The following is a 24,375-nucleotide window of genomic DNA, read 5'->3' on the forward strand; positions in this document are numbered from 1 at the left end:
GACCGAGCGTCGCCCGACCACGTCGACGGAGCGTCGACCGGTCGCACCGCGCTCACGACGTCGTCGCGGCCACCGGATCCTTCGCACCCGCACCGGTCGTCCGGAAGGTGGACCGGAAGGCACCGGGCGTCACACCCAGATGCCGCACGAAGGCCCTGCGGAGTGACTCGGGCGAGCCGAATCCGGTGCGACGTGCCACCACCGGCAAAGCGTCGTCGCTCGTCTCCAGCAGCATCTGGGCGGCCTCCAGCCGGACTTGCTCCACGTACCGGGCCGGAGTGGTTCCCACCTCTTCGTGGAAGAGCCGCGTCACGTGCCGGACGCTGATGCCCGCCCTACGGGCCATGGCCGCCACCGTGTGGTTGGCTCCGGGGTTCGCGGTGACGGCGTCCAGCAGTCCGCGGAGCATCTCATGGTGCACGTGTGACACCTGGGAGTGAACACTGAACTGGGACTGGCCGCCCGGACGTTGCATGAAGACGACCATGTCCTTGGCGACCGAGCGGGCGACCTCCGCACCGTAGTGCTCTTCGACGAGCGACAAGGACAGGTCGATACCGGCGCTGACACCTGCGGACGTCATCATCTGTCCGTCCCGCACGAAGATGGCATCCGGTCGGACCCGCACCGACGGGTAGCGTGCGGCCAGTTGCTGTGAATGGCGCCAATGGGTCACGGCGCGACGGCCGTTCAGAAGTCCGGCCGCGGCGAGCAGGAACGCTCCGGTGCACACCGATGCCGTACAGCGGCTCTTCTCGTTCAGTTGCCGGAGGGCATCCAGGAGGGTGTCGTCCTTGATCAGCGTTTCCCATTCCGGGCCGCCCGGGACCACCAGGACGTCGGACGGCTCACCCGCATCGCTGACGGAGAGGTCGGCGCCCAGGCGTGTTCCCGCGGAGGTGATCACCTCCGCGCCGTCCTCGGACACGATCCGCACCCGATAGCGGGCCCCGAACTCGTTGGCCGTCGTGAACACTTCGACGGGGCCGGTCACATCGAGCAACCGCACTCCGGGGAAGACGAGGACGGTCACGGTGAGCGGACCCGCCCCCGGGTTCCTGCGCTTCATCAGATGCCTCCGGGCCGTGCGCGCTGCGGACACTGGACCGACGGGGCGCCGCCCACAGTGTGCTCGACGGCAGGCCGCGGTCACGTGCCTCAAGAGCGGGGGTCGCAACGGCCGTTGAGGACTTGGTCCGCGCGTTTCCTGCGCAGGCGAGGGTCAGGTCAGGTCATGCCCTGCCCCGGGCCGCTGTTCGTCGGATTTCCGTGTGCTCAGCATGCGCCCCGCCCCCTGCGGAAGCCACGACCGGCTGACTACCAGCTGGGAGGCACGGCCTCCCAGGGCTGGTGCGGCACACGATGGATCGCAAGGGGGCCCGACGGTGCCACGGACACTCGCCGACCGGAGGTGACCTGCATGAAAGCGCCGTTCTTCGAAGAAGTCAACGGTTGACCTCCGAGAGCGCTGCTGCGATCTTAGCAAGCGCTTTCCACTCGTTCGGTTCGGCGTCAAGGGAGACGCATGACGGAGTTTGCCGCACCCACCCGCTCCACCGACGCGTCCGCCCCACGCGCCGGGGACCGTCCGGTGTTCACCGGTCACCACACCCATCTGTGGGGCTTCCTTCTCGCCGGCTGGCTGATCAGCTACGCGGACCGTACGGTCACCGGACCGGTCATCTCGTGGATGATCGAGAACAAGGCCGGTTTCATCGGCGACGCCGCCAACCCGGCGACGCTCGGCGGTCTCATCGGCTCGATGTTCTTCACCGGATACATGCTCACCCAGTACGCGGGAGGCCGCCTCGGCGACCGCTACGGCCACCGCGAGATGCTCGTCGTCTCCCTGCTCTGGGCGGGCCTGCTGACTCTTGTCTCCGGCGTCACCGGCGGACTGATCGGGTTCGTCGTGGCCCGAGTGCTCACCGGTCTCGGCGAGGGCGTCTTCTACTCCAACGACCGCGTTCTCGTCATCGCGCACACACCGCCGACGCGCCGCACGATCGGTCTCGGCGTGGTGCTGTCGGGCCTGTCGATCGGTCTGACCGTGGGCATCGTCGCCACCCCGCACCTCATCGACTGGGGCGGCGCCTGGGGGATGGGCGGCGGCGCCTGGCGCATGCCGCTGTTCGTCTTCGGCGTCGTCTCGCTCCTGGTCGCGGCCGCGACCTGGGCGTACTTCCGGGCGCGCGGCGACCGACCGCTCCGGCTGGGCCCGCCCGCACTGCGCCTGGTCGCGTACTCGGTGCCCGCGGCCGTGGCGATCGTCGCGCTGTTCCTGCTCGCGGACGAGTTCGGCTGGCCGGACTGGCTCACGGCGGTCGGTTCAGGGGTTCTCTTCCTGGTCATGGTGACGCTGGTGATCCGGGGCATCGTGCGTACCGGGCGCTCGGCTCAACTCCTGGGCCGCGATGTGTGGCTGATCTGCCTCTCCTTCGTCGCGGTGATGTGGAACCTGTGGTTCTTCTCCTTCTGGTCGGTGCAGATCGTCGCGGAGAGTGCGCACAGCAGCCTCGGCGCGGCGGCGCTGACCGCGGCGTTCAACGCCGGCGCGGGCATCCTCGGATTCCCCGTGGGCGGCTGGATCGCCGACTGGCGTGTCCGTGCGGGCAAGGGCCGCAAGCCGCTCGCCGTCATCTGCGCGGCGGTGCACACCGTCCTCGCGGTGGCGTTCGGGGTGAGCCTGCTCGGTGACGGTGAGCCGTCCCTGCTGCTGCTCGGCCTGATCCTGTTCTGCTCCGGTCTCTTCTTCAACGCGCTCCAGCCGATCGTCCACAGCATCCTGGGCGACCTGGCCGCCGAGGAACACCGCGGTTCGCTCTTCGGCCTGTTCAACCTGGTGGCCGAGATCGGTGCGGTGGCGAGCCCGGTCGTCAGCGGTGTCCTGCGTGACACGACCGGCAGTTGGGCCCCGGGCGTCTTCACGGCGGCGGGCGTGATGGCCGTGTCGGTCGTCCTGTACGGGATGGTGCGCGAGCGCATACCCGGCACGGCGGCGGCCTGACCGCGCGCCGGGGCTGAGGCGATACGGTCGGTCGGCCTCGCCGGGGCGAGGCCGACCGACTCGTACGAGTCCATGGTGGCCCGGTGGCCCGGTGGCCCGGTGGCCCGGTGGCCCAGTGGCCCGGCGGACCGAAGGACGCGACCGCGCCGGCCGCGACGAGCCGTCACGAGGCGCCCGGCACCCGTGTCTGCTGCCGACGCGCCGCCCGAGTGGCCGTGGGCGCCGAGGAATTCGGTCGACACGCGAGGACGCGGCGCGCTGGGATGGGCTCGATCGCCCGCCGTGCGAGGTGGGCCGACGGCAGGAGCTGTGCTTGGCGACCGACGGAAGGGCCGCGGAGTCGTGTCCCGGAACCGCGGAGTCCCGCCCCGGGTTCGATGTCTCGCTGGTCGGGCGCTTGGTGGACGCGCAGTTCCCGCAGTGGGCCGAGCTGCCCCTGACACTGCTGGACCCGGCCGGTTCGGACCATGTGATCTACCGGATGGGCGATGACCTGTCCGTCCGGCTGCCGCGCCACGCGGGAGCCATCAGGCAGGCCCAGAAGGAGTCGACGTGGCTGCCCCGGCTCGCCCCGCACCTTCCGCTGGCCGTCCCGGAACCGGTGGGAGTGGGCCGGCCCGCCTTCGGATACCCCTGGCCCTGGGCGGTGTCCCGTTGGCTCGACGGCGAGGTGGCGACCGTCGACGCACTGGCCGACTCGCACGAGGCCGCCGTGGCCCTGGCCGGGTTCCTGACCGCCCTTCAGCGGTTCGCGCCCCGGGACATTCCGGCGGGACACGGCGGTCAGGACCTCACCGGCGGATCGCTGGCCGACCGGGACCGCGCGACGCGGGCCGCCATCGCGCGCGTCGAGGGTGCCTTCGACGTCGACGCCATGACGGCGCTGTGGGACGCGGCGCTGCGTGCCCCCGGGTGGGATCGGCCTCCCGTCTGGTTCCACGGCGACTTCCACACGGGCAATCTGCTCACCGTCGACGGCCGCCTCAGCGCGGTCATCGACTTCGGCGGGCTCGGCAGGGGCGACCCGGCCTGCGACCTGACCATCGCCTTCACCCTGATGTCGGCCGCGAGCCGGGCGGTCTTCCGTAGCGCGCTCGGCGTGGACGAGGCGACCTGGACCCGGGGCCGCGGCTGGGCCCTGGCGACCGGCCTGAACGCCTACACCTCGTACGCCGCCGTCGATCCCCGGGTCGCCGCGCAGACCACCCGCCAGATCACCGCGGCTCTCGTCGGCTGAGAGGGGAAGAGCTCGGACGCCCGGTGACCGGTCGCCCGTCCTGCCGGGACAACGGGCCGCCCGCCCCGCCGGGAAACGGGGCGCCTAACCCGCCAGGAAGCGGCCGTTCGGCTGTTTCACCGCGGTCAGCGTCGCGTAGACCACGACGTTGCTCTGGTAGCCGCTTCTCCTGGCGTATCCGCCGCAGGTGATCACCCTCAGCTCGGGCAGGCCGGAGCTGCCGTACACCTTCTTGCTGGGGAACTTCCTCTTCTCGTAGATCTCCACGGCGTCGACGGTGAAGACGGCCGTGCGCCGGTCCGCCCGGCTGATCTCGATCGTGTCGCCCTTGGACAGGGCGCCGAGATCGTAGAAGACGCCCGGGCTGCCATTGCGCATGTCGACATGTCCCGCGGTCACGGCGGTGCCCGTCGAGCCCGGTGCCGTGCCTCTGCCGTACCAGCCGACCAGGTTGGGGTTCCCGGCGGGCGGGGGCTTGAGCGCCCCCGCCTTGTCGAGGCCCAGCTTCGTCATGGGGGCGTTCACGTCGATGGCGGGGATGCGCAGCCGGACCGGCTTCGCGGGCGGCAGCGGCTGGACGGGCAGGAGCGTTGCCGGAGCGGTACGGCCGGGCATGCCCGCAGGGGGCGCCGAGAACGCCTGCCCGGCCGAGGGCCGCGGTGGCTCGCTGTCGAACATCGCGCCGATCATCAGGGCGCTGCCCGTCACGACGGCCGCGGCGAGATACCTGACAGGGGGGACCGGTGGGACGAGCCTGCGGGGGGACGCGCTTGCCATGTGCCGGGATTCCCTCGCGGTTGAGCCTCTTGCCTGCGGTCGGGTGGTGTTCGTCGTCCGGCCTCCGGCGTGCGAACGGTGCCGGGCCGGTGTGGCGGGGCCGGTTGTCAGTTCCGCTCGCCGTGCGCGCGGCGGCGCATCCTGATGAGGCCTCCGGCGGCGGCCGCGGCGAGCAGCGCACCACCCACGGCGAATTGGGTGTCGGTGTCCTGGGCGTCTCCGAAGCCGGCCTCGATGGCGCCGTCCGGGGCCCGGCCGGCGATCTCGTACGTGTCGGTGAGCTTGGTCCGTGGCGGGCACTTCACGGTCACGGTGTCGGTGTCGGTGTCGAGGTCCTGCCCTTCAGGGATCTGGAACTCGCCGGTGAGCTCGCCCTTGCGGTCGCCTTCGAACATGTGGAACGACCCGCCTGCCTCCGACTCACCTTTGCCGTAGTCCACGTCCGGGCCGCAGGCCGTGGTGGTGACCGTGACCGTGGAGCCCGGGGAGGCATCGCCCGAGCGGATGTCGAGATCCGAGTCACCGGACGCGAACGCGGCCGGACCCTGCAGGGCCAGCATGCCGATGACCAGGCCGATACCTACGCCAACGTGTTTGTTTCGCAAGGGAATCCTCCAACGGAGCAGCGGCCGGCCTGACTGCGCGGCGCCCCTGTTCTGCTCCACCGTCGAGGCAACCGACACTCCGTCAGCTCCGCAACAGGAGGCAGCGGCGGAGGCATCACCCGGGCAGGTGCAGTGACTCTTCCCGCATGCGCATTCATGCAGGTCGACGGAGCGGAGACCCGGGCAGGGGGAGGAATCACCAAGGGAGAGCGGATGGGCTAACGACCGACGCGGTGTCCGCACGCCGCGACCCGGCGGCCGGGTGCGGACCGGCACACGTCGGCCGGTGGTGAACGACATACGTCGGTCGGTGGTGGACGACGGACGTCGGCGTGGGGTGGACGACACACCGTCATCACGTCATGTGCGGAGCTCGGCTGACGCCTCGTCGAGTTCGGCGGTGAACTGGGCGCCGGCCAGCAGGGCGAGGTTGGACAGCCACAGCCAGATGAGGAAGACCACGACGCCCGTGAGCGAGCCGTACAGCCTGCTGTAGGCGCTCAGGACGGAGGCGTACAGGGCGAAGCCGGCGGAGACGGTGAGCCAGAGTGCGGCGGCCAGGATGCCGCCGGGCAGGCTGCGCGTCCGGCGGCGCGCCGGTGCCGGTCCGGTGTGGAAGACGACGACGACCAGGAGCGCCACGAGGCAGAGCAGGAGCGGCCAGCGCAGCAGGCCCCACGCCCAGGCGAACGTGGCGTCGAATCCCAGATAGCGGCCGGCCTGTTCGGCGACGGGGCCGGTCATCAGCAGGACGAGGGCGCTGACGACGAGCAGGCCGAGCAGGGCGAGCGCGGTCACCACGATGCGGTGAGCCTTGCGCCAGGGCGAGCGCCGGTCCGCCACCCGGTGCATGCGGTGAAGGGCGCGGCGGCACACCGCGAGGTAGCTGGAGGCGGACCACAGGGCGCTCAACGTGCCGGTGCACAGCAGCGTCCATGTGGTCGAGTCGTTCCGCAGCATCCTGGCCAGCACGTCGTGGAGCTCGGTTCCCGACTGGGCCGGGGCGTAGGCGGTGACATGGGCGATGAAGTCCTCGGCCGTGCCCGGACTGATCAGGCCGAACGCGATGACGGTGACCAACAGGGCGGGCAGTACGGCCAGGATGGCGTAGTAGGTCAGGGCCGCGGCGTAGTCGGAGATGTCGTCGCGCCACATCGACACCGGGGTGCGCCGCAAGGCGGGCCACCACGTGGCGGGTACCCGGAGGCTCCCGAGGGGCTGGGTCAGTGAACGGGTCCTGCCGCCGTTCCCGGCCTGGGGTTCAGCGGACATGTGGCACCCGGTGCGGTCGGTGGCTGAAGCGGACACGAGTGTGGACGGTGCAGGGCGCGGTGGCGGCCTCGGCCTCGGACACGACGGCCCCGGCGATGACGATGGGAGTCCACCAGCCCTCGGTACGCAGCTCGGCGAGCCGCTGCCTGTCCGGGAACACCGACCCCGGCGGGGGAGCGGGCCACCAGGACGGCAACCGGGAGGCGAGTGACCCGTCCGTCAGCGCGAGCCAGGTGCCGCCGAGGAGGAGGACGAGCCCGACGAGCGCGAGCACGGTCCGGTCGAGGGCGGAGTGCCGACGTTCCATCACACGTTCCCTCCGGTAGTGGCCGCGGTCCGGACGTCTCCTTCGGTAGGCGCCGCGGAACGGACATCCGTTCCGGCAGCCGCGGTCCGGACATCCGTTCCGGTGCCGGCCGCGGTACGGACGTCCTTTCCGCTACTGGTCGCGGTCCGGGCGCCGGCGGTCGGCGGTCGTCCGGTGTCCGCGGGCGCCGCCGTGAGTTTCCCTGTCTCCGGCGGTGTCCAAACCGCTTCCGGCCGGACGCGGACACGTGGTCGAGGTGTGCGGCGCAGGGCACATGACGTCAGGACCCGGCGGGCCGCCGACGTGACGTCGGCCTGTGCGCGAGCGCTGTCGCCGAACGCGAGTCCGGCCCGTACCGTGACGCTCCGGCGTCCGACCCGCACTTTCACCCCACCGATTCCCTGTGTGTCGCTCGCCGCGTTCCGCACCAGGGCTGCCACGGCGGAACGGTCCACCGCCAGGTGCCGGCGTGGGGCGGGGGCGGTCATCGTGAGGAGATTGCGGTGCCCCGGCGCGACGGCCATGGTGAGCAGCCACAGACCGAGCAGCGCGCCCCCGGCGCCCGCGGCACCCGCGTCGGCCGGCCCGTGCCGCGACAGCCGGTCCAGGGCGCTCGTGCGCCAGTCCGAGGGCGGCTGGTGCCCGGTGTGCACCGGGATCAGGTCGACCGCGAGCGCGCCGCAGGACAGCGCGGCCGACAGGGTGATCACCGCGGTCGGCAGCCGCCGCGGCGACCACCAGCGGCGGGGAGTCCGGCCGACGGCGGATGGGTCGACGGCGGATCGGTCGGCGGCAGTGGCGGGCCCCTTCACCAGGGACACGGCCGCCGGGGTGGCCCGTACCGGGCTGAGGGCGGTGACGGTGACGCGTGGGGTGGGGACGTCCAGCCCGGTCAGCTGTCGGGTACGCCCTGCGACGTGTTCCTGGACGTGACGCACCGTGCGGGCGAGAGGGACCGGGTACGGCAGGGTGACGGCGAGCGCCACCTCCGCCTGGCGTCCGCGCACGGTGGCCGAGCCCCGGGCCGCCGGGAGGCGGTGGGCGGGCAGCGCCTCGGTGGCGGCCCGTTCGGCGATCCTGCGGACCGCCTTGTCCGAGACGGTGATGCTGCCTCGTTGTGCGGCGGTGGTCATCGGCGGCTCCGGTCGTAGGCGTCCCGCAGGTCCTGTACCCGGCAATTCGCGGATTCCGCGTGCCCCGGTGAGCCCGGCGCCCCGCGGGACACGACCGGTCGGCGCGCCGTCGCGACACACCGTTGCGGCCGGATTCCACGTTCGTCCGGCGAACGCGCGGGAAGTGCTGCGTCACAGGACATGGCGTCGCGGTGTCCAACGTGCAGGACGGCAGGAAGGAGCCGGCCGGTGGCGGCGGCCCCCAGACGGACCGCACAGCCGGAGGCGGACAGCGAGGCGGACGACGCCCTGCTGGCGGTCCGGGCGGCGGAGGACGACGAGGAGTCCTTCGCCGTACCGGTGCGCGGGCACGCACCGTCGCTGGTGCGGCTCGCGACCCGGCTGCTCGGCGACCGGGCGGAGGCGGAGGACGCGGTGCAGGACGCGTTCGTCAGTGCCTGGCGGCGCCTGCCCCAATTCCACGGCCGGGCGGCCTTCGGTACGTGGATCTACCGGATCGTGACCAACCGATGCCTGAACATGCTGCGGGCACGCAAACCCCTGGCCGACCTGGAGGACGCCGGAGAAGTGCCCGCCCCGGAGACCACAGCGTCTCCCCGGCCCGGATCACCGAGGGCCGCGACGCGCTGCGGGACGTGCGCCAGGCACTCGGCCTGCTGTCCCCGGAACAACGCTCCTGCTGGGTGCTGAGAGAATTGGACGGCCAGTCCTACGCATTCATCGCGGACACGGTCGGCATCTCGCAGGACGCCGTCCGCGCCCGCGTCTTCCGCGCACGGCGCCGCCTGACACAAGCTTTGGGGGCCTGGCGATGACCACCCACACGGACCCGCCCGAGCGGCCGACCGGCCCCGGTGACGACGAACTGCCCTGTGGACGAACGCTGTTCGAGGTGTGGGACGCCTGGGAACAGCAGGCCGACGACCCGCACCGCCGGTCCTGCCCGCACTGCGGGCAGGCCGTGAGCGAACTCGAACGACTGGAGTCCGCGGTGGACGAGCTGCGCGAGGAGACCGCGACCACCGCGGGCTACGACCCCTCGACACTCACCCGGCGCGTGATGGATGTCGTCCACATGGAGCTGCGCCCCGGACGCCCGATCTCCCTGGGCGAGCCCGCCGAAGACTTGTGGATCATGGAAGTGGCCGCCGCGCGGACCCTGCGCGCGGCGGCCGAGACCGTCCCCGGGGTACGGGCGGGCTCGTGCCGGATCCTGCCCGGCACGGACATGGACCCGTCGGGCGTCGTCGTCCGTCTGGAGGTGCACGCACCCGCCACGGACCCGCTGCCGGAAGTGGCCGAGCAGGTACGTCGCCGGGTGCGCGAGGCGGCGGACGACCGCCTGGGGTTGCGGACGGCGGCCGTGGACATCCGTATCACCGATCTGATCGACGAACCCCGGGGTGAGGCGGGGCGTGAGCGATGAGCGACCACGCCGTGCATGCGACGCTGACCGAGGACATCGCCGAGACCGTGCAGAACGTCCCGGGCGTGGCCTTCCTCGAGCCGGGCATCACCGGCCTCCTGCGCTCCGCGCTGTCCGCCGCCGGACCGGGTGCCAAGGGCGCCAGGCCCGCGGGCGTGCGGATGGACCGCCCTGGCCGAGCCGACCCCTGGCACGTCGAGATCGAACTCGTGGCGCGAGGGGACGCCCGGAGCGTGGACGTCGCCCGGGCCACCCGGGCCGCCGTCCAGGACCGTCTGGCCTCGCTCTTCCCCGCGGAGCCCGCCCCGGCACACGTCACCGTGACCGTGACGGGCCTGGTCTGACACGGCCGCGACCGGACCGGCGCCGGGACGACGTCCGCGGGCGGGCAGCGCCTTTGCGGACCTGCAGATCGGGATCTGCAGATCGGGACCTGCGATGTGGACCTGCGATGTGGAACTACAGATCGAGGATGCGCATCACGAAGTAACCGGCGATGACTACGGATCCGAGGACGATCAAGCCGAGCCAGAAGTACGGGTGGTCCCAGACATCACCGTCCGGACGTTCCTGATGTGCCTCCGCGATCGAGCCCTCCGCAGGAGGTGTTTCACCTGGGGGAGTCAGTGGGTGGGTCATGTCTGCTCCCTTCATCGAGGGGTACGTGAGCCGCGAGCGTCGGCCCGGCGGCCGGTTCGGTCACTCGCCGGCCGGGCTCGCCGACGGCCCCTTTCACCTAGTTTTGCCCAATTCCGCCCCACTGGATGCACCCGCAGCGTCCTCGAAAACGTGGGTCCGCGCCCAGCCGGTCAACCGGAGTGCCGGCTCAGCGTCAGCCGGACGGAGCCGGCGCTGCCGGGACGGGGGTGGGTCAGGCGGATACGGCGCAGCACGGGCCCCCACGACAGGGTCATGCGCGCGTCCTCCAGCAGCCGTTCGACGAGCCCCACCGTGAACGCCGTACCGCCGAAGTCGAGCCGTGCGCGGGCCGGTCCGTCGCCGATCAGGAGGCCGCCGGGCACCTCGGTCACGGTGTGCGGGGTCATCAGGTTGAGGACGACTTCGCGGGCGGGGCGCTCCAGGTCCCAGGAGTCGTCGACGGTGATCCGTTCGGTGCGCCGGTCGAGCCGGACCGCCCGCCGCCAGCTGCGCACGGGCACCGCGTCGTCCCAGGTGGCGGCGAGCTCCAGGGAGAGGCCGGCGGTGTGCTCGTCGGCGTAGACCTCGACGTCGCGGGCCGCGTGCTCACGTCCGGGCCGCTGTTCGTGGCCGTCGATCTCGGGGGCGTTGTGCCAGGAGCTGCGCATGGTCCAGATGGTGTAGCGCTCCGGGCCGAACGTGGCGCGGGAGTAGGTCTCCACGCCCGCGTCGACGAGCAGCGGGGTGCCGTCGAGCGCGGCGATGAAGGTGCCCACGTCGTTGTGGTTGTGCGGTTCGCCGTTGTGGCCGCCCTTGGCGGCGAGGTGGAAGCCGTCGGTGCTGCCGGCGCGCTGACGGGCGGTGACGACCTGGACACCGGGGAGCACGGTGTGCGCGGGCAGCGGGAAACCGTCTGCTGTCGCCGCATGCCAGTGGCTGTCGGCCAGCTCGGCGAGCACCCGGTGCAGCGACATGTCGGGGCTGCGGTCGAAGCGCAGCAGGTCGCCGCCCGCACGCATGGCGGCCGCGTGCCGTTGCAGGTCGGCGTCGCCGGTGCGGCGGCCGTAGCGGTGCAGCAGTGCGGCGTCGGTGGCGGGCTGCCGTGCCGGTCCGTCGGCGAAGTTGACGTAGCGGTCACCCGCGATGTGCGCGGCCAGCGGATAGCGGGCCAGCGCGCGGACGAGCGGCAGGGCGAACACGTCGGGGGCGGTGCCGCCGAGGGCGGGCGCGCAGGCGCCGGAGAGGGTCTCCAGGGACTCGAAGAGGGAGGCCGCGGAGCGCCGCCAGTAGGCGATGCCCTCGTCGCAGGCACCGTCGGGCGGGCAGCAGTCCAGATAGCGGTCCAGGACACCGACCGCCCGCTCGGTGACCGCGGCCGTCGTCGCCGTGTCGGTGGCGCACACGTAGGCGCAGGGCAGGACGTGGGAGACGATCCAGGTGGTCCAGTTGTTGAGGGACTCGCCGTGCAGCCCGAGCCACCACCAGTCGTCCCGGTCGAGGAAGGGCGCGACGACACGTTCGCGTACGGTGCGGCGGAGCCGTTCCCCGACCAGCGGGGCGTGCGTGTCGAGCGCGTCGCCGAGGAGCACGTCCAGCCAGGCGAGCAGCCCGCCGGTCTCCGCCGTGAAGAGGTCGAGGGTGGGCCGCCCGGGGTCGGGCAGCGGGCCGTGCGCGTCACCGCTCTGCTCGTGCGCGGGCAGGCACCAGCCCGCCTCGTCGCACAGGAGCCACACTCCGTCCACCACCTCGTCGAGCAGGTCGGGCCGCGGCCCGTGCAGGGCGGCGGCCACCGCGGCGGCGGCGAGGCGGGTGCGGCGGGCGAAGTAGACCTGTTCGAAGGTCTGCCGGTCCCCGGTCCGCCGGTAGGCGAGGAAGCCGGTGGCGGGCAGGACGGTCCAGGGCCGGGCCGGCGCCGCGTCGACGGACACGGCGAGCGCCCTGCGGGCGGCGGCCGGCGCCGCGTCCCAGAACGCCCGGTCACTCGCGGTCGGCAGCGGCCGCCAGGCGCCGGGACGGGGTGCCGCGGCAGCCCACTCGGCACCCGGCAGCAGGTCGCGGAGCCGTTCGGGGGCTCGGTCCGGATGCGGCACGGGGTGAGACATCGACGGCTCCTTGCGGGGACCTCTCGGACGCATCGTGAAGCACCGGTTGCCAAGATCCCACCCCGTGGCGCGAGGGGACGGTCTCGGACCGGGCCGAGCGCGTCCGCGCCGCGCCGACAGGCCGTCGTCGGCCAGCCGAGGCCTCGTGCCCCGCCGGTGTCGGCATCACAGGGTGACGGCCAGGCCCATGATGCCGCGGGTGGCGAAGCCGACGACGAGCAGCTCACCCGCCTGTTTCAGGGCGGTCACCGGGTGACGGACCGGGATCACCGCTGCTTGCAGGCCGGCGCGGGGGTCCCAGATACGAACCGTGGCGTCGTCACCTGCCGTGGCAAGGAACTTGCGGTCGCCGAGGGTGAACGTGCTGACCGCGCGGATCCAGTCGGTGTGCCCGGTGAGCTGGTGCAGCGCTTCGCCGGTCGCCGGGTCCCAGATGTGGACGCTGTTGTCGTAACCGCCGGAGGCGAGCAGGGGACGGTTGTCGAGGGTGACGGCGCAAATCGCCTGGACCTGCGCCGTGTGCCCGGTGAGCCGGTGGGTCTCTTCGCCGGTGGTCAAGTCCCAGACGCTGACGCTGTTCTCGCAGGCCGCGGCCAGGTGAGGCCGGTCGTCGAGGGTGAGCGTGCACATCGCCTGGACCCCGGAGTCGTTGCCCGTGACGTGATGGGTCTCCTCGCCGGTGACGGGTTCCCGGACTCGGATGCTGCCCGCGGCGGCGACGGCGAGATGAGGCCGGCCGTCGAGGGCGATCGTGCACATGGCCTCGATGGTGTCGTCGCCGACGAGTTCGCCGGCCGCTTCGCCGGTAGTGGGGTCCCAGATGCGGACCCGGTCCGCGTCGGCGGTGGCGAGGCGTGGAGCGCTGTCGAGGACGAAGGTGCTCATCGCCCGCACCTCGCCGCCGTGACCGGCGAGCTGACGCATCTCCGTCCCGGAGCCGGGGTCCAGGATTCGCACGGTGTTGTCCTCGCCGGCGGAGACGAGGAGGGCCTGTTCTTCGACGAGGTCCAATGCCTGCACACCGGCGATCCGGTTCACCGGCCGCTCCGTGGTCCGGCCCGAGGGGTCCCAGATCCGGACGGTGTTGTCGTATCCGCCGGTGGCGAGGAGGGTGCGGTCGCCGACGACCAGAGCGCAGGCCGCCTGAACTCCGTAGGCGTGGCTGCCCAGATGGCCCGCCTCTTCGCCGCTGACGGGGTCCCAGAGGCGGACGGTCGTGTCCGCGCTGGCGGTGGCGAGGTAGGTGCGGTCGTTCAGCGTGATGGTGCACACCGCCTGCACCTGGGCACTGTGCCCGGTGAGTTGGTGGGTCTCCTCGCCGGTGGCGGGGTCCCAGATGCGCACACTGTCCCCTCCGGCGACGGCGAGGTGGGGCCGGCCGTCGAGAGTGATGGTGCACATGGCTTCGATCGCGTCGTCGCCGGTGACTTGGTGGTGGTTCTCTTCACCGGTGGCGGGGTCCCAGATGTGGACGACGCCGTCGAAGCCGCACGTGGCGAGGTGGGGTCGGTCGTCCAGGGTGATGGCGCACATCGCCTGGACCATGTCGTCGTCCGAGCGTCGGTGCGTCTCTTCGCCGGTGGTGGGGTCCCAGACGTGGACGGTACCTCCGTAGCCGCCGGCGGCCAGGTGGGGCCGGCCGTCGAGGGTGATGGTGCACAAGGCCTCGATCAGATTGATGTCTTCGGCGAGTTGGCGCACCGTCCTGCCGGTGGTGGGGTCCCAGACGGCGACCCGGTCGCGGCTGGCGACGGCGAGCAGGTCGGTGCCGAGATGGACGACGCACGCGTCATAGATGGCCTCGTCGTGGCCCGTGAGCTGACGGACCTCCTCGCCGGTGAGGGGATCCCAGATCCGGACAGTGGCGTCGTTCCCGGTGGAGACGAGGTGCGCCTTCCCGCCCAGATCCACTGCCGTCAGCGCCGTGATGACGTTGCCATGACCCGCGAGCGCCACTTCCACCGTCTCCGGCGCCACCGAGGCCCAGACGGCCCGGTAGGGCGCCGTCTCCGGCATCGAGGTGTACGTGCCGCCGAGTTCCTCCTGCGCTTCGGTGACGCTGAGGAAGGCGATGCGTTGCTCGGGTGGGGCGGCGATGGCGCGGGGTGTCAGCCGCAGCAGCCGTGCTCTTCCTCGGCCTTGGGAGGTCGTGGCATGCGCGGCGGCGGGGATGAGGCGGCGGAGGTCGGCGTACAGGGGGTAGGTGTCGTCGGCGAGGAGGACGTCGGTGGCGCCACCGCGCAGTGCGTGGCCGGGCAGAGCACGCAAGAGGTACGCGGGTGCGTTGGCCCAGGTGAGTTCACGACCGAGCGCGAGGAACGCGCGCGTGAGGGCGTTCTCGTCGGCTGCGGTGTCACGATGTCTGGCGCGCGCCGCGAGCAGGGTGTCGTTGAGTGCTTGGTGAAAGAGGCGGTAAGTGCCTTCGTGGGAAGCGGAGTTGCTCGTCTCGATGAGGAAATTCGCGGCGGCGGTGCGAGCGAAGCCGACCAGGTCCTGCTCGGTCGGTGAGGAGCCGGTCAGGGCGGTGACCGCCGTGCGCCACAGAAGCGGCGTCAGGCCGGGAGCTTCGGCATAGGCGAGAGCGGTGAGCAGGTCGGTCGCCGAGATGGCGCCGACGGGCGGCAGGGGGCGCAGATAGTCGTGGAGTGCGCTCTCGACGCTGGGGACCGCCCGGGCGGCGAGGTCGGCGGGACGGGCGGGGGACTGGTCGTGCATCCCGTGGGTGCGGGCGGTGAGGCCGGCGATGAGGAAGTTGCTGCGCGCACGCTCGGCGACGGCGCGGGCGAGCGGCAGGGCGACGTCGCTGTCGTTGTACGGGTTGTCGGGACGCTCGTTCCCGCGCAGCTGCAGCGTGACCAGTGCGTAGGCGGCGAGGTCGTCCGCGTCGAAGAACGCGGGGGTGTCCAGGTCGACGACGTCGGCGGCGCGGGAGAAGGCGGGCAGGATGTCGCCCTCGTCGTCGCGGCGGCGGCTGCCCACGACGACACGTACGCCGAGATCCGCGCAGTTCTCCACCAGGGGCAGGACGATGTCCCGGACGATCTGCCGGACGTGCGCGGGAGTGATCGCTTCGTCGAGGGCGTCGATGACGACGTTGAAGTCGTGGCGCTCGTGTTCGGTCAGCGCGTCGCGCAGGTGGCGATCGAGGTCGTGCGGGGTGTCGGGCAGCGCCGCCGAGGCGGCCCGGGCGATCTCGTGGGCGACGTCCAGGGCGGTCTTGCCCTTCACATGGACCGCGCAGGCGACGGTGCCGAGAGGGGCGCGTACGGCGGTGTCGTGGCTCGGCAGGAGAGCGGCGATCTCCGCGTCGGCGGTGGTGACGATGCGGCCCAGGACGGCCGACTTGCCGGCGCCGGGCTGTCCCGTGACGACCAGGGCCTTGCGCGCGGCCACCGGTGAGGTGAGCCATTCGACGATGCGGGACAGGGCGGCGGTGCGGCCGCTGAAGCGGTAGCCGGGTTCGGCGTCCGTGCTCACTCCGCGGGCCCGCGGCCGCCAGTGCCGGCCGGCCTCGACGTCACCGGTCAGCGACCAGCCCCACGCGTTGGCCGCCGCCTCACCGGCAGCCTTCGTCGTCCACGTGGTCAGCTCGTCCAGCTTCTGGCCGGGCAGGGCGCGCCCGGCCTCCCACAGCGTCAGGGCCCGCGCGTTGCCCGTACGGGACTCGGCCTGGCCGACGATGCCCACGACGGCCTGGAAGCCGGGCGACCAGACGGGAGCTCCGCTGAAGCCGGGCAGGACGGGGTACTGGGACGCGGTGTCGAGCCGCACCCAGCCGTAGCCGATCTTCTCGCCCACGCGGCCGTCGGCGGAATTGCCCAGGGCGCCGTCGGGAAAGCCGAACGCCCACCACGGCTCGGTCAGCAGGGCGCTGCCGCGCGGGTCGCGCAGCGGTGCCGCGATGCCGGCGGGAACCTCGTCCTCCAGGACGAGGACGGCCACGTCGTGCACCTGCTGCACGGCGGGCGCGGGGGCGATGATCTCCTGCACGCGCACATGGCGCCGTTCCAGTTCGTCGGCCATCGGGAAGGCCGCCCACACCTCCGGTACGGGCAGGCCCTTGGTGCAGACGACGTGAGCACATGTCAGCACCCGCCGGGAGTCGATGAGTACGCCCGTGCCGGACGGCGCACGGTCCATGCCGCCCACATGTACGGCCACGATCCACTCGTCGGAGGCCGGACGCACATCACCGGCCGGAGACTCGGTCATGCAGGGGTCGAGTCCTCGCCCGTCGCTCGGTTGGGTGTCCAGGTGAGGGTGATCTCGAAGTGGGCGTCGGTCGCGGCCTTCGCCACGATCCAGTTCGCCGTGCCGGAGACCTTGACGCCGAACTTCACCTCGACCTCGCCCGGCTTCAGTTCGGTCACCCGCTCCAGCACCGTACGTGCCGCGTCCACGGCCGGACGGACCGCGTCCCGCACCCGGGCCACCACGTCGTCCGAACTGACCTGACGCCACTCCTCCGACGGTTCCAGCTCGAATCGCACCACGGTGGAATCGTCCAACTCGTACGCCACGGCCTGCGCCACGTCAGCCCCCGATTGTCGCTCCAACGGACGGCGCCAGCCTAGTCGTTGCGTGTCCTGGCCGTGCCGTGTTCGTTGATCTTCCGCATGCCGTCGCTGCCGCCAAATGCCCCGGCGCGTCCCTCACTTGTCCCGGAACCGGGCCGGACCTCGGCGGCCGTCGGACGAGTCCGGCTGGGGCATTGGCCTGCGAAGTATGGGGTGGAACGGGCATGGTGGGCACCTGCGTCCGGTATCAGGGGATCGGTGACCAGCCGTCCGGACCGCGGGACGGGTGCGTGACGCGACCCGGTGGTAGGCCCAGGGGGAATGAACGTGGTAGGTCCGGGGGAGCCGTTGGAGCCGGTCAGCAGCGGTCTGACGCCGTCGGTCGACAGCTGGGTGAGGGTGTTTCGCGGCACCGTGATGGTGCCGTTGCTGAGCGGCGACGATCCGCTGACGCTCGCACAGGTCGCCGCCTGGCTGACGGAACGCGCCCCCGGAATGCGGGAGCGGCAGCGGAGGTTGGGCAAGGCGGGCGCGGACCGGCTGCAGAGTGTGCGATCGGGGCGCGACGAGATGTCGGTGCGGCGGATGGTGTCGGGACGGCTGGTCCCCACCCGGGACGTGGTGCTCGATCTGCTCCGGTTGCTCGGGGACCGCTGCCCGCAGCCGAGCCGGGAATCGGCCGAGACCCTGTGGCGGCTGTACCGGCCGGCTCTGCGCAGCCGCCGTCCCGATGTCGCGGAGGCCTACGACGTCATCGACGAACGCGACGCGGCCCGCACGGAAGCGGCGGTGCTGCGCCGTCAGGTGGACGTACTGGAGGCCGAGCAGGGCCGAGCTCTCCTCGGCCTCACCCGTGCCAGTCTGAAACTCCTCGGTGTGCACCGTGCTCTCGCGGCCGCGCACAAGGAACTGGAGACCGGCACCCGCTCCACTGAACGTGCCCGGGCGGAGGAACAGCGGACCAGGCTCCACTGGGAAGCAGCCGTGGACCGCCTCGACCGGCTCAAGGACGCGTATGAGGGTCTGCGCGAGCAAGCCGTGGCCGTGCAAGAGGAATCCGTCGCGGACCGTGAGGAGTGGCAGGAACGTCAGGCTCTCCTGCTGGAGCGGCTGTCCCGGGCCGAGGAGGACCTCGCCCGGGCCGTCCAGGACGCCCAGAACGCTCGCGAGGACCTGGAGCACGAACGCCGTTCCGCCCGCCGAACCGCATCCCGGGCACAGGATCGGGCCGACCTCAGCCGGGCCGACGCCGCCAAGGCGCGACAGGAAGCAGCCGCGAGCGAAGCTCGCCGACTCGCCGAAGCGGCCGCCTCGCAGCATGCCCTGCACGACGCGGAACTCCACCACGCGCAGGCCATGGACGCGATCGCCCACCTGGAAGGGGAACTGCGCCAGGCCCGGACGGAGTTGCGCGACGTCCAGCAGCGCGTGGTGCGCGCGGACGCGGATCTGGTGCAGACGATGAGGGAACGGGCGGTGGAGGCCGATGCCCAGGACGTCCTGTCGCAGGCACTGGCCGCGATGCAGGGCGACCAGGACCTCGGCGGGCTCGCGCTGATCGCCGCGGCGCCCGAATCGCCGTCCCCGGTCCCCGAGGCGGATGCCGCACCCCCTGATCGCGGTGGCGCGACGGCCTCCGCCACGGGTGTCGGCGCGGGGGCGCACGCCCCACCCGGACCGGACGGCAGCCCGAGTGCGCGGGGCGGCGGCGACCACGGCGGACAAGGCGACGGCCCAGCCCCGCAGGGCGGCGACCCAGGTGGACAGGACGGCGGTCCGGGTTCGCGGAGGGGCGACGAAGGCGGACAGGACGGCGGTACGGGTACGCGGAGGGGCGGGGAAGGCGAACAGGGTGGCGGTCCGGGTACGCGGAGCGGCGACGAAGGTGGACAGGTCGGAGGCCCTGGCTCGGAGGGCGGCGGAAGGGTTTCGGCAGGCAGGAGGGATCCCGCCGAGGACGCGACGGCCCGTGCCCGGCGCGAGGCTCGGACGACAAGCCGGGCGGAACCGGCGGAATCGGCGGAATCGGCGGCACTCCCCTCACGAAGCCGCCCCGAGCAGCGCCGGAGCCGTCGCCTCGCGAACTCGCCGTTCACGACGGATCCGCACTGGGACCCGAGCCGCGTCGCGAGGGTCGCGCTGCTGGTCGCCGCAGCCGTCGTGCTCTTCGTGGGTCTGCCCGCCCTGGTGTGGTGGTCCTGGGGCCGGGACACCCCGCTGGTGGCCGGTCGTGAATCACCCAGGACGGGCGCGTCGCCCGGGGCGAAGACGACCCCGAGCCTGCCGCCCCACCCGGCCAGGGACACCGTCGCCGACATCGGCGACCAGCCCGTCAACACCGGATCGATCATGAAACTGCCGGCCTGCGCGGGTTCCGTGTACTCCCTCCGACTGGCTTCCGAGCGCAACACCTACACCGACCGGAACCCACACCTGACGTTGACGGTGGCCGCCGCCAAAGACGCGGAGGAGGTGCCCTGCCGGGTGAACGCCAGCCGCGCAGGCGCACTTCTCACGCTCACCCCGGCGGATCAGGGCGCCGCGCTCTGGAAGTCGTCCGCCTGCGCCGACGGGCACTCGGGTCCCCGCTGGCTGGAGCTCTCCCGCACCCGGCCCGTCACCGTCGACTTCCATTGGAACCGCCAAGCCACGGGAAAGGACTGCGAGGAGGGCACCGCGGCTCCCCACACCGCCTACCTCGCGGAAGCCTCCCTGTCCGGTGCCGACCATGTAGGAGCCAGCTTCGTCCTCGCACGCAAGGTCGTGCAGTCCCCGACGACGACGCCGCCCCCGTCGGCCGGCAGGTCCTCGGCGACGCAGGACACGACGTCCGGCGGCTCCAGCGGCTCGAACGGATCGATCGGGGGCCTGCTGTCCGGAGGCACGGGGCAGGCGACCCCGTCGGACACCGCAAGCCCTTCCGACGACCCGACCGGTGTCAATGGCGCCGGCGGGGCGAACGGGGCCAACGGGGGAGGGATCTTCGGCGGTCCCGAGGGCTGACCTGCCCTGTCCCGTACGACGGCGCCCGGACACGCGGCGACGAGCCGGTCGCGGACCTCGCCCGGGCCCGACCTCGCCCGCCGATGAAGGCGGGCGATTCGCCGAAGTGGCCCTGGTATGAGGTGATCCTCCCTAGCATGAAGTGCTGGACGGGCGCACCGTGACGGTGGGGGAGGGGCATGGGCGCGGGGGACGACTGCTGTCAGGGACCCGTTGTGTCTCTACTGCGGGAGAACAGGCCTGTGGCTTCGACCCGGGGCATGGTGGGACCGCCGTCGGCACCGGGCGTCGCCTCGGGCGGGGCAGTGTCCGGCGTTGCTCCGCCGGATTCCGCGGGTGTCGCCTCGGGCACGGCCGTGCCCGGCGTCGCCGCGCCGGAATCCTGGTGCGTCGGCGGCTGCACGTTCGACGGGTCCGCCTGCCGGACCCGCATCTCCTGCGCGTGCGTCGCCTGCGTCAGCTCGACCGCCTGCCGGGCCGTCAACTGCCCGGTGACGTGGCCGTGCTTGAGCAGCCAGCGCAACTGGCGCTGCGAGGGCGCGAGCGCCCGCGCGGACACCGCACCCACGATGTGTCCGCCGAGGCGGACCACGGCCATGATGAGGGCCGCGAGCATGAGACCACGCAATCCGTACGAGGCACTCAGGTCCGTGAGCGACGTGCCTTCGGCCGCCGCGGGCGCGGGGGAGAAAGAGTTCATCGCGACCACCCGCGGGCCTCGACGGGACGGCCGGGCGTGGAACGCCCTGCTGTACGGATCATGGGTGCCTCCTCGGGCTCGGGGCCGTACGGAGGGTCAGGCCGGGTCCGGCGGATTTTTCCCGGCTCCGCGCCAAGATTTTTCGAGAACTTCTCCGGTTGCCGATGTCCGCAGCTCACGGGGGCGGCGATGACTGAGCCGGTCTCCTCCCGCGCACTTGCCGACGAGACGGACGAGGGACTCCTCCGGCTTCTGGGGCAGGGCCCCGCCCTGATCGCACGGGCCGATGTCTATGCCGTGATCGCCGCGCGTCATCGCCCCGCCGTGCTGAGCTTCGTCGCCGGCCGGGTGGACGCCGATGACGCCCTCGACATCGTCCAGGACACGTTCGTCGACGCCTTCCGCTACTTCGACCAGCACACGTCGCTGGGCCCGCCGCACAGGCTGGAGGCCTGGTTGATCGAGGTCGCCAGGCGTCGTGTGCTGAAGTTCTGGTCGCGGGGCCGCAAGGAGCGACCCGGCCTGTCCGGCAGCACCGTCGAGGAGTTGAAGGAGCGTGAACGTGTCATCGAGGCGGGCCACGACCTCCTCCGCCTCGAACAGGTCCACCGGATGCTGGAGACGGTGTTCAAGAGCCTCGACGACGAGCAGCGGGACCTCTACCGGCTGCGGAACCTCGGCGGGCTGACGGGACGGGAGATCGCCGCACGCAAGGGCCAGGACCCCAACGCCGTCAGCAAACAGTGCACGAAACTCGACAAGTTGGTGGCGAACCGGTTTCACGTCCTGCTGCTCGTCCGCGAGGGCGGCACCCGCTGCGCCGCACTGCGCGAACTGCTGGCGGACCACGAGCGGCAGCACGGCCCCGGCTACACCGCGGCCCTCGCCGAGCGTGTGGTCGAGCACTACAGCACCTGCCGGACCTGCGGCAACTGCACCCTCTGCCGCACCACTCAGCAGCGACTCATCTGGCAGGCCGCGCCGGTCGCCATCCCGGTCGTCCTCGCCACCGCCCTCCGCGAGCGCGTCGAACTCGCCCTCCAGGAAGTCGCGTACGCCGCCGACACGACCGCCCGCTCACCCCAGCCGCCCTCGGCGCCACCCGGGCCTCCCGACGGTCGGCCACCGGGGAAGAGCGGGACGGTCAGGAAACGGGTCGTCCGGACGAGCGCGGCGCTCGGTGCGGCCGCCGTCCTCGCCGTGCTGGCGATCAGGTCCGTCACCGCGGGCACGGACCCGCAGGCCGACGCGGACCAGCGGTCCACGACCGCCTCCTCGATCGTCTCGGCGATGCTCGACCAGAAGCTGGTGGCCTTCGACATCAACGCCCGGCCGCCCGGCGACCCGGACTTCTTCATCGGGCAGGGCCGTCTCGACATGAGCCGGAAACCGGTCAGGGCCGCGACGCATGTGCTGTACGACTACGGCGAGGGCCACGCCTGGAATCCTCCGGACATCGTGCTGATCGGTGAGCGGGCCTACGTCACCCCCGACAACACACCAGGTGCCACGGGTGCCGACGCCTACGGACCCACCAAGATCGTCTCCGCCACCCCGGCCGCCAGCGACATCTCCGTGCGCAACGCCCTGGAGGCCCAATGGCTCGCCCAGCCCGCGGACTTGGCGGCGCTCATCACGAAGGCATCCGGATTCCAGGACAAGGGCGTGCAGGGCGGCGGGCACGAACTTCGAGGCACCGCCGCCCTGAAGGACCTGGCCGCCGATCCGAGCGTAGGAGCCTTCTACCGGCCGTACCTGAAGACCTCTCCGACCCGGACGGCCACCTTCGTGCTGACCACCGACTCCCGACATCTGCCGAAGTCCTTCACTCTCGACATCCCCGTCACGCGCACCGACGGCTACACCGGTGAGAAGCCCGTCGACACCTTCACCCTCACCTACCGGGGCTGGGCCGACGGCAAGCCGATCACCGCCACCGACCCGAAGGCACCGAGCCCGCAATGGGGCGGACAGAGCTAGTGACCTGAGTCAGAGATTCGGTGGCAGTAGGCGGCGAGTTTGTCGAGGATCTCGTCGGCTGTCTTCGTCCAGACGAAAGGCTTGGGGTGGTCGTTCCAGTCGGCGAGCCAGGCCCGGATGTCGCGTTCGAGGGCCTGGACGGAGCGGTGTACGCCGCGCTTGAGCTTCTTCTGTGTGAGCTCGCCGAACCACCGTTCCACCAGGTTCAGCCAGGACGCGCTGGTCGGCGTGAAGTGGAGGTGGAACCGCGGGTGGGCCAGCAGCCACTTCTTGATGCCGGGCGTCTTGTGGGTCGCGTAGTTGTCGAGGATCAGGTGCACCTGAAGCCCGGCAGGTACTTCCCTGTCGAGCTTGGTGAGGAACTTCTTGAACTCGGCGGCCCGGTGGCGGCGGTGGAGGGAGCCGATGACCTTGCCGGTCGCCACCTCCAGGGCCGCGAACAGAGTGGTGGTACCGGCGCGGATGTAGTCGTGGCTGCGGCGTTCGGGAACACCGGGCATCATCGGCAGGACCGGCTGGGACCGGTCCAGGGCCTGGATCTGCGACTTCTCGTCCACACAGAGGACCAGGGCCTTCTCCGGCGGGTCCAGATAGAGACCGACCACGTCGCGGACCTTGTCGATGAACAGCGGGTCCGTGGACAGCTTGAACGTCTGTGAGCGGTGCGGGGCCAGGGCGAACGCCCGCCAGATCCGGGAGATCGCCGACTGCGACATCCCGGTCGCCGCTGCCATCGACCGGGTCGACCAGTGCGTCGCGTTCTTCGGCGTCTCTTCGAGAGTCTTGACGATCACCCGCTCGACATCCGCGTCGGTGATCTTCCGCGGGACGCCGGGACGCGGCTCGTCGTGCAGGCCCTCCAGGCCACGGTCGAGGAACCGCCGTCGCCAGGTGCGGACCGTGTCCGCCGCGACCCCCAGCCGGCGCGACACCTCCGCGATCGAATGACCCTCGGCGCACTCCAGCACGATCCGGGACCTCTGGGCCAGAGCCTGAGCTGTCGAACGCCGACGCACCCACCCCTCAAGCACAGCCCGCTGGGCATCGGTCACAGACAACGGCGGAATCTTCGGTCCAGGACGACTCACACCCAACCAACGACGAATCTACGACTCAGGTCACTAGCTCCATTCAAGAGGTGTCTGGTTCTCGAAGCGCCGGCGGGCCTAGGCTCGGAAGATGACCTTGGAATGGGAACAGGTAATCGTGCACGCGGAAGACCCGGTGGCCTTGGGACAGTGGTGGGCCGAGGCTCTTGGCTGGGTCGTGGTCCACTCCTCCGATGACGAGTTCGAGATCCGGCAGGAGCCGGATCGCCTGCCGGGGTTGGAGTTCGTCCGCCTGGAGGAGAGCAAGAAGGCCAAGAGCCGACTCCATCTCGACTTCAGGCCCGACGACCAGGACGCCGAGGTGGCTCGACTGGTGGCTCATGGCGCCCAGCACGTCGACATCGGCCAGGGCGAACAATCGTGGGTCGTATTGGCGGACCCCGAAGGCAACGAGTTCTGTGTCCTCGGCCAGCGGCGCCAGTAGGGCTGACGCCCGGGTCGGGCCGATGGTGCGGCGAACCGGGTGACCGCAGCGCGGTGAAACATGAGTAGTTGAGGGCGGCCGGCTTCACCTCGTTCCCGGTGACTTCGACGAACGAGGTGAAGTGGTCCCAGGCGTCC

General features: G+C 71.7%; 19 protein-coding genes and 1 pseudogene. 8 read left to right on the forward strand and 12 right to left on the reverse strand.

All coding sequences use genetic code 11. The features are described 5' to 3' along the window. Window positions 1-52 precede the first annotated feature (52 nt). The gene (locus ACSYGO_RS42205; RefSeq protein WP_460389967.1) at window positions 53-1,069 is read right to left on the reverse strand and encodes a GlxA family transcriptional regulator; all 1,017 of its coding nucleotides are present in this window, start codon (window positions 1,067-1,069) and stop codon (window positions 53-55) included. Between the two features lie 456 nt (window positions 1,070-1,525). Here ACSYGO_RS42205 and ACSYGO_RS42210 point away from each other — a divergent pair, with 456 nt between their 5' ends. Then, on the forward strand, window positions 1,526-3,007 hold the full coding sequence (locus ACSYGO_RS42210) for an MFS transporter (RefSeq protein ID WP_460389968.1): 1,482 nt from the start codon (window positions 1,526-1,528) through the stop codon (window positions 3,005-3,007). A 313-nt stretch (window positions 3,008-3,320) separates the two neighbouring features. Beyond that, the gene (locus tag ACSYGO_RS42215) at window positions 3,321-4,244 is read left to right on the forward strand and encodes an aminoglycoside phosphotransferase family protein (RefSeq protein WP_460389969.1); all 924 of its coding nucleotides are present in this window, start codon (window positions 3,321-3,323) and stop codon (window positions 4,242-4,244) included. Between the two features lie 84 nt (window positions 4,245-4,328). Here ACSYGO_RS42215 and ACSYGO_RS42220 read toward each other — a convergent pair whose 3' ends face one another. The 5 genes from ACSYGO_RS42220 to ACSYGO_RS42240 all read right to left on the reverse strand — a co-directional run bounded on the left by ACSYGO_RS42220 (window position 4,329) and on the right by ACSYGO_RS42240 (window position 8,338). Next, entirely contained in the window at window positions 4,329-5,021 is a 693-nt protein-coding gene (locus ACSYGO_RS42220) for a class F sortase (protein ID WP_426675328.1), read from the reverse strand. A gap of 107 nt (window positions 5,022-5,128) precedes the next feature. Continuing rightward, window positions 5,129-5,626, reverse strand: a complete 498-nt coding sequence (locus ACSYGO_RS42225; protein WP_426675327.1) for a sortase — start codon at window positions 5,624-5,626, stop codon at window positions 5,129-5,131. 360 nt (window positions 5,627-5,986) lie between these two features. Continuing rightward, window positions 5,987-6,898 (reverse strand): YihY/virulence factor BrkB family protein, encoded by a 912-nt coding sequence (locus tag ACSYGO_RS42230; protein WP_460389970.1) that lies wholly within the window; start codon window positions 6,896-6,898, stop codon window positions 5,987-5,989. Further along, window positions 6,888-7,205, reverse strand: coding sequence for a hypothetical protein (locus tag ACSYGO_RS42235; RefSeq protein WP_460389971.1), 318 nt, complete (start codon window positions 7,203-7,205; stop codon window positions 6,888-6,890). Before ACSYGO_RS42235 ends, ACSYGO_RS42230 begins: the two co-directional genes overlap by 11 nt. Further along, window positions 7,205-8,338, reverse strand: coding sequence for a DUF6286 domain-containing Asp23/Gls24 family envelope stress response protein (locus tag ACSYGO_RS42240; protein WP_460389972.1), 1,134 nt, complete (start codon window positions 8,336-8,338; stop codon window positions 7,205-7,207). Before ACSYGO_RS42240 ends, ACSYGO_RS42235 begins: the two co-directional genes overlap by 1 nt. A gap of 180 nt (window positions 8,339-8,518) precedes the next feature. Here ACSYGO_RS42240 and ACSYGO_RS42245 point away from each other — a divergent pair. From ACSYGO_RS42245 to ACSYGO_RS42255, 3 genes and pseudogenes are all read left to right on the forward strand, one after another. Continuing rightward, window positions 8,519-9,153: pseudogene (locus ACSYGO_RS42245) on the forward strand (RNA polymerase sigma factor). Continuing rightward, entirely contained in the window at window positions 9,150-9,764 is a 615-nt protein-coding gene (locus ACSYGO_RS42250) for an Asp23/Gls24 family envelope stress response protein (RefSeq protein WP_460389973.1), read from the forward strand. The pseudogene ACSYGO_RS42245 and the gene ACSYGO_RS42250 overlap by 4 nt, the downstream one beginning before the upstream one ends. Continuing rightward, the gene (locus ACSYGO_RS42255; RefSeq protein WP_460389974.1) at window positions 9,761-10,108 is read left to right on the forward strand and encodes a hypothetical protein; all 348 of its coding nucleotides are present in this window, start codon (window positions 9,761-9,763) and stop codon (window positions 10,106-10,108) included. Before ACSYGO_RS42250 ends, ACSYGO_RS42255 begins: the two co-directional genes overlap by 4 nt. A gap of 115 nt (window positions 10,109-10,223) precedes the next feature. On the opposite strand, the gene ACSYGO_RS42260 is transcribed toward ACSYGO_RS42255, so the two are convergent. The 4 genes from ACSYGO_RS42260 to ACSYGO_RS42275 form a co-directional block, all read right to left on the reverse strand. Next, window positions 10,224-10,403: a DUF6480 family protein gene (locus ACSYGO_RS42260; RefSeq protein WP_426675321.1), complete on the reverse strand. Its 180-nt coding sequence runs from the start codon at window positions 10,401-10,403 to the stop codon at window positions 10,224-10,226. A 170-nt stretch (window positions 10,404-10,573) separates the two neighbouring features. Beyond that, on the reverse strand, window positions 10,574-12,505 hold the full coding sequence (locus ACSYGO_RS42265; protein ID WP_426675320.1) for a heparinase II/III domain-containing protein: 1,932 nt from the start codon (window positions 12,503-12,505) through the stop codon (window positions 10,574-10,576). A 165-nt stretch (window positions 12,506-12,670) separates the two neighbouring features. Next, window positions 12,671-16,717, reverse strand: coding sequence for a trypsin-like peptidase domain-containing protein (locus ACSYGO_RS42270; protein ID WP_460389975.1), 4,047 nt, complete (start codon window positions 16,715-16,717; stop codon window positions 12,671-12,673). Further along, window positions 16,714-17,037 carry a CU044_2847 family protein gene (locus ACSYGO_RS42275; RefSeq protein ID WP_426675318.1) on the reverse strand — a complete coding sequence of 108 codons (324 nt, stop codon included), beginning with the start codon at window positions 17,035-17,037 and terminating at the stop codon, window positions 16,714-16,716. Before ACSYGO_RS42275 ends, ACSYGO_RS42270 begins: the two co-directional genes overlap by 4 nt. A gap of 306 nt (window positions 17,038-17,343) precedes the next feature. On the opposite strand from ACSYGO_RS42275, the gene ACSYGO_RS42280 reads away from it, so the two are divergent. Then, window positions 17,344-20,025 carry a hypothetical protein gene (locus ACSYGO_RS42280; RefSeq protein ID WP_460389976.1) on the forward strand — a complete coding sequence of 894 codons (2,682 nt, stop codon included), beginning with the start codon at window positions 17,344-17,346 and terminating at the stop codon, window positions 20,023-20,025. A 202-nt stretch (window positions 20,026-20,227) separates the two neighbouring features. Here ACSYGO_RS42280 and ACSYGO_RS42285 read toward each other — a convergent pair whose 3' ends face one another. Next, window positions 20,228-20,725, reverse strand: a complete 498-nt coding sequence (locus ACSYGO_RS42285) for a hypothetical protein (protein WP_460389977.1) — start codon at window positions 20,723-20,725, stop codon at window positions 20,228-20,230. Between the two features lie 189 nt (window positions 20,726-20,914). Here ACSYGO_RS42285 and ACSYGO_RS42290 point away from each other — a divergent pair, with 189 nt between their 5' ends. Next, the gene (locus tag ACSYGO_RS42290) at window positions 20,915-22,705 is read left to right on the forward strand and encodes an RNA polymerase sigma factor (protein WP_460389978.1); all 1,791 of its coding nucleotides are present in this window, start codon (window positions 20,915-20,917) and stop codon (window positions 22,703-22,705) included. Here the strand turns inward: ACSYGO_RS42290 and ACSYGO_RS42295 are convergent. Further along, entirely contained in the window at window positions 22,702-23,799 is a 1,098-nt protein-coding gene (locus tag ACSYGO_RS42295) for an IS630 family transposase (RefSeq protein WP_460387146.1), read from the reverse strand. The two genes, ACSYGO_RS42290 and ACSYGO_RS42295, sit on opposite strands and share 4 nt — an antisense overlap. 85 nt (window positions 23,800-23,884) lie before the next feature. Between ACSYGO_RS42295 and ACSYGO_RS42300 the strand changes: the two genes are divergently transcribed. Next, on the forward strand, window positions 23,885-24,238 hold the full coding sequence (locus tag ACSYGO_RS42300; RefSeq protein WP_426675314.1) for a VOC family protein: 354 nt from the start codon (window positions 23,885-23,887) through the stop codon (window positions 24,236-24,238). Window positions 24,239-24,375 lie beyond the last annotated feature (137 nt).

This window comes from Streptomyces krungchingensis (assembly GCF_054729265.1).

Excerpts from the sequence above, each read along its gene's own strand:
- ACSYGO_RS42205 (WP_460389967.1), bottom strand. The coding sequence starts at position 1,069 with ATGAAGCGCAGGAACCCGGGGGCGGGTCCGCTCACCGTGACCGTCCTC.
- ACSYGO_RS42210 (WP_460389968.1), top strand. The coding sequence starts at position 1,526 with ATGACGGAGTTTGCCGCACCCACCCGCTCCACCGACGCGTCCGCCCCA.
- ACSYGO_RS42220 (WP_426675328.1), bottom strand. The coding sequence starts at position 5,021 with ATGGCAAGCGCGTCCCCCCGCAGGCTCGTCCCACCGGTCCCCCCTGTC.
- ACSYGO_RS42230 (WP_460389970.1), bottom strand. The coding sequence starts at position 6,898 with ATGTCCGCTGAACCCCAGGCCGGGAACGGCGGCAGGACCCGTTCACTG.
- ACSYGO_RS42235 (WP_460389971.1), bottom strand. The coding sequence starts at position 7,205 with ATGGAACGTCGGCACTCCGCCCTCGACCGGACCGTGCTCGCGCTCGTC.
- ACSYGO_RS42240 (WP_460389972.1), bottom strand. The coding sequence starts at position 8,338 with ATGACCACCGCCGCACAACGAGGCAGCATCACCGTCTCGGACAAGGCG.
- ACSYGO_RS42250 (WP_460389973.1), top strand. The coding sequence starts at position 9,150 with ATGACCACCCACACGGACCCGCCCGAGCGGCCGACCGGCCCCGGTGAC.
- ACSYGO_RS42255 (WP_460389974.1), top strand. The coding sequence starts at position 9,761 with ATGAGCGACCACGCCGTGCATGCGACGCTGACCGAGGACATCGCCGAG.
- ACSYGO_RS42260 (WP_426675321.1), bottom strand. The coding sequence starts at position 10,403 with ATGACCCACCCACTGACTCCCCCAGGTGAAACACCTCCTGCGGAGGGC.
- ACSYGO_RS42265 (WP_426675320.1), bottom strand. The coding sequence starts at position 12,505 with ATGTCTCACCCCGTGCCGCATCCGGACCGAGCCCCCGAACGGCTCCGC.
- ACSYGO_RS42270 (WP_460389975.1), bottom strand. The coding sequence starts at position 16,717 with ATGACCGAGTCTCCGGCCGGTGATGTGCGTCCGGCCTCCGACGAGTGG.
- ACSYGO_RS42280 (WP_460389976.1), top strand. The coding sequence starts at position 17,344 with ATGAACGTGGTAGGTCCGGGGGAGCCGTTGGAGCCGGTCAGCAGCGGT.
- ACSYGO_RS42285 (WP_460389977.1), bottom strand. The coding sequence starts at position 20,725 with ATGAACTCTTTCTCCCCCGCGCCCGCGGCGGCCGAAGGCACGTCGCTC.
- ACSYGO_RS42290 (WP_460389978.1), top strand. The coding sequence starts at position 20,915 with ATGACTGAGCCGGTCTCCTCCCGCGCACTTGCCGACGAGACGGACGAG.
- ACSYGO_RS42300 (WP_426675314.1), top strand. The coding sequence starts at position 23,885 with ATGACCTTGGAATGGGAACAGGTAATCGTGCACGCGGAAGACCCGGTG.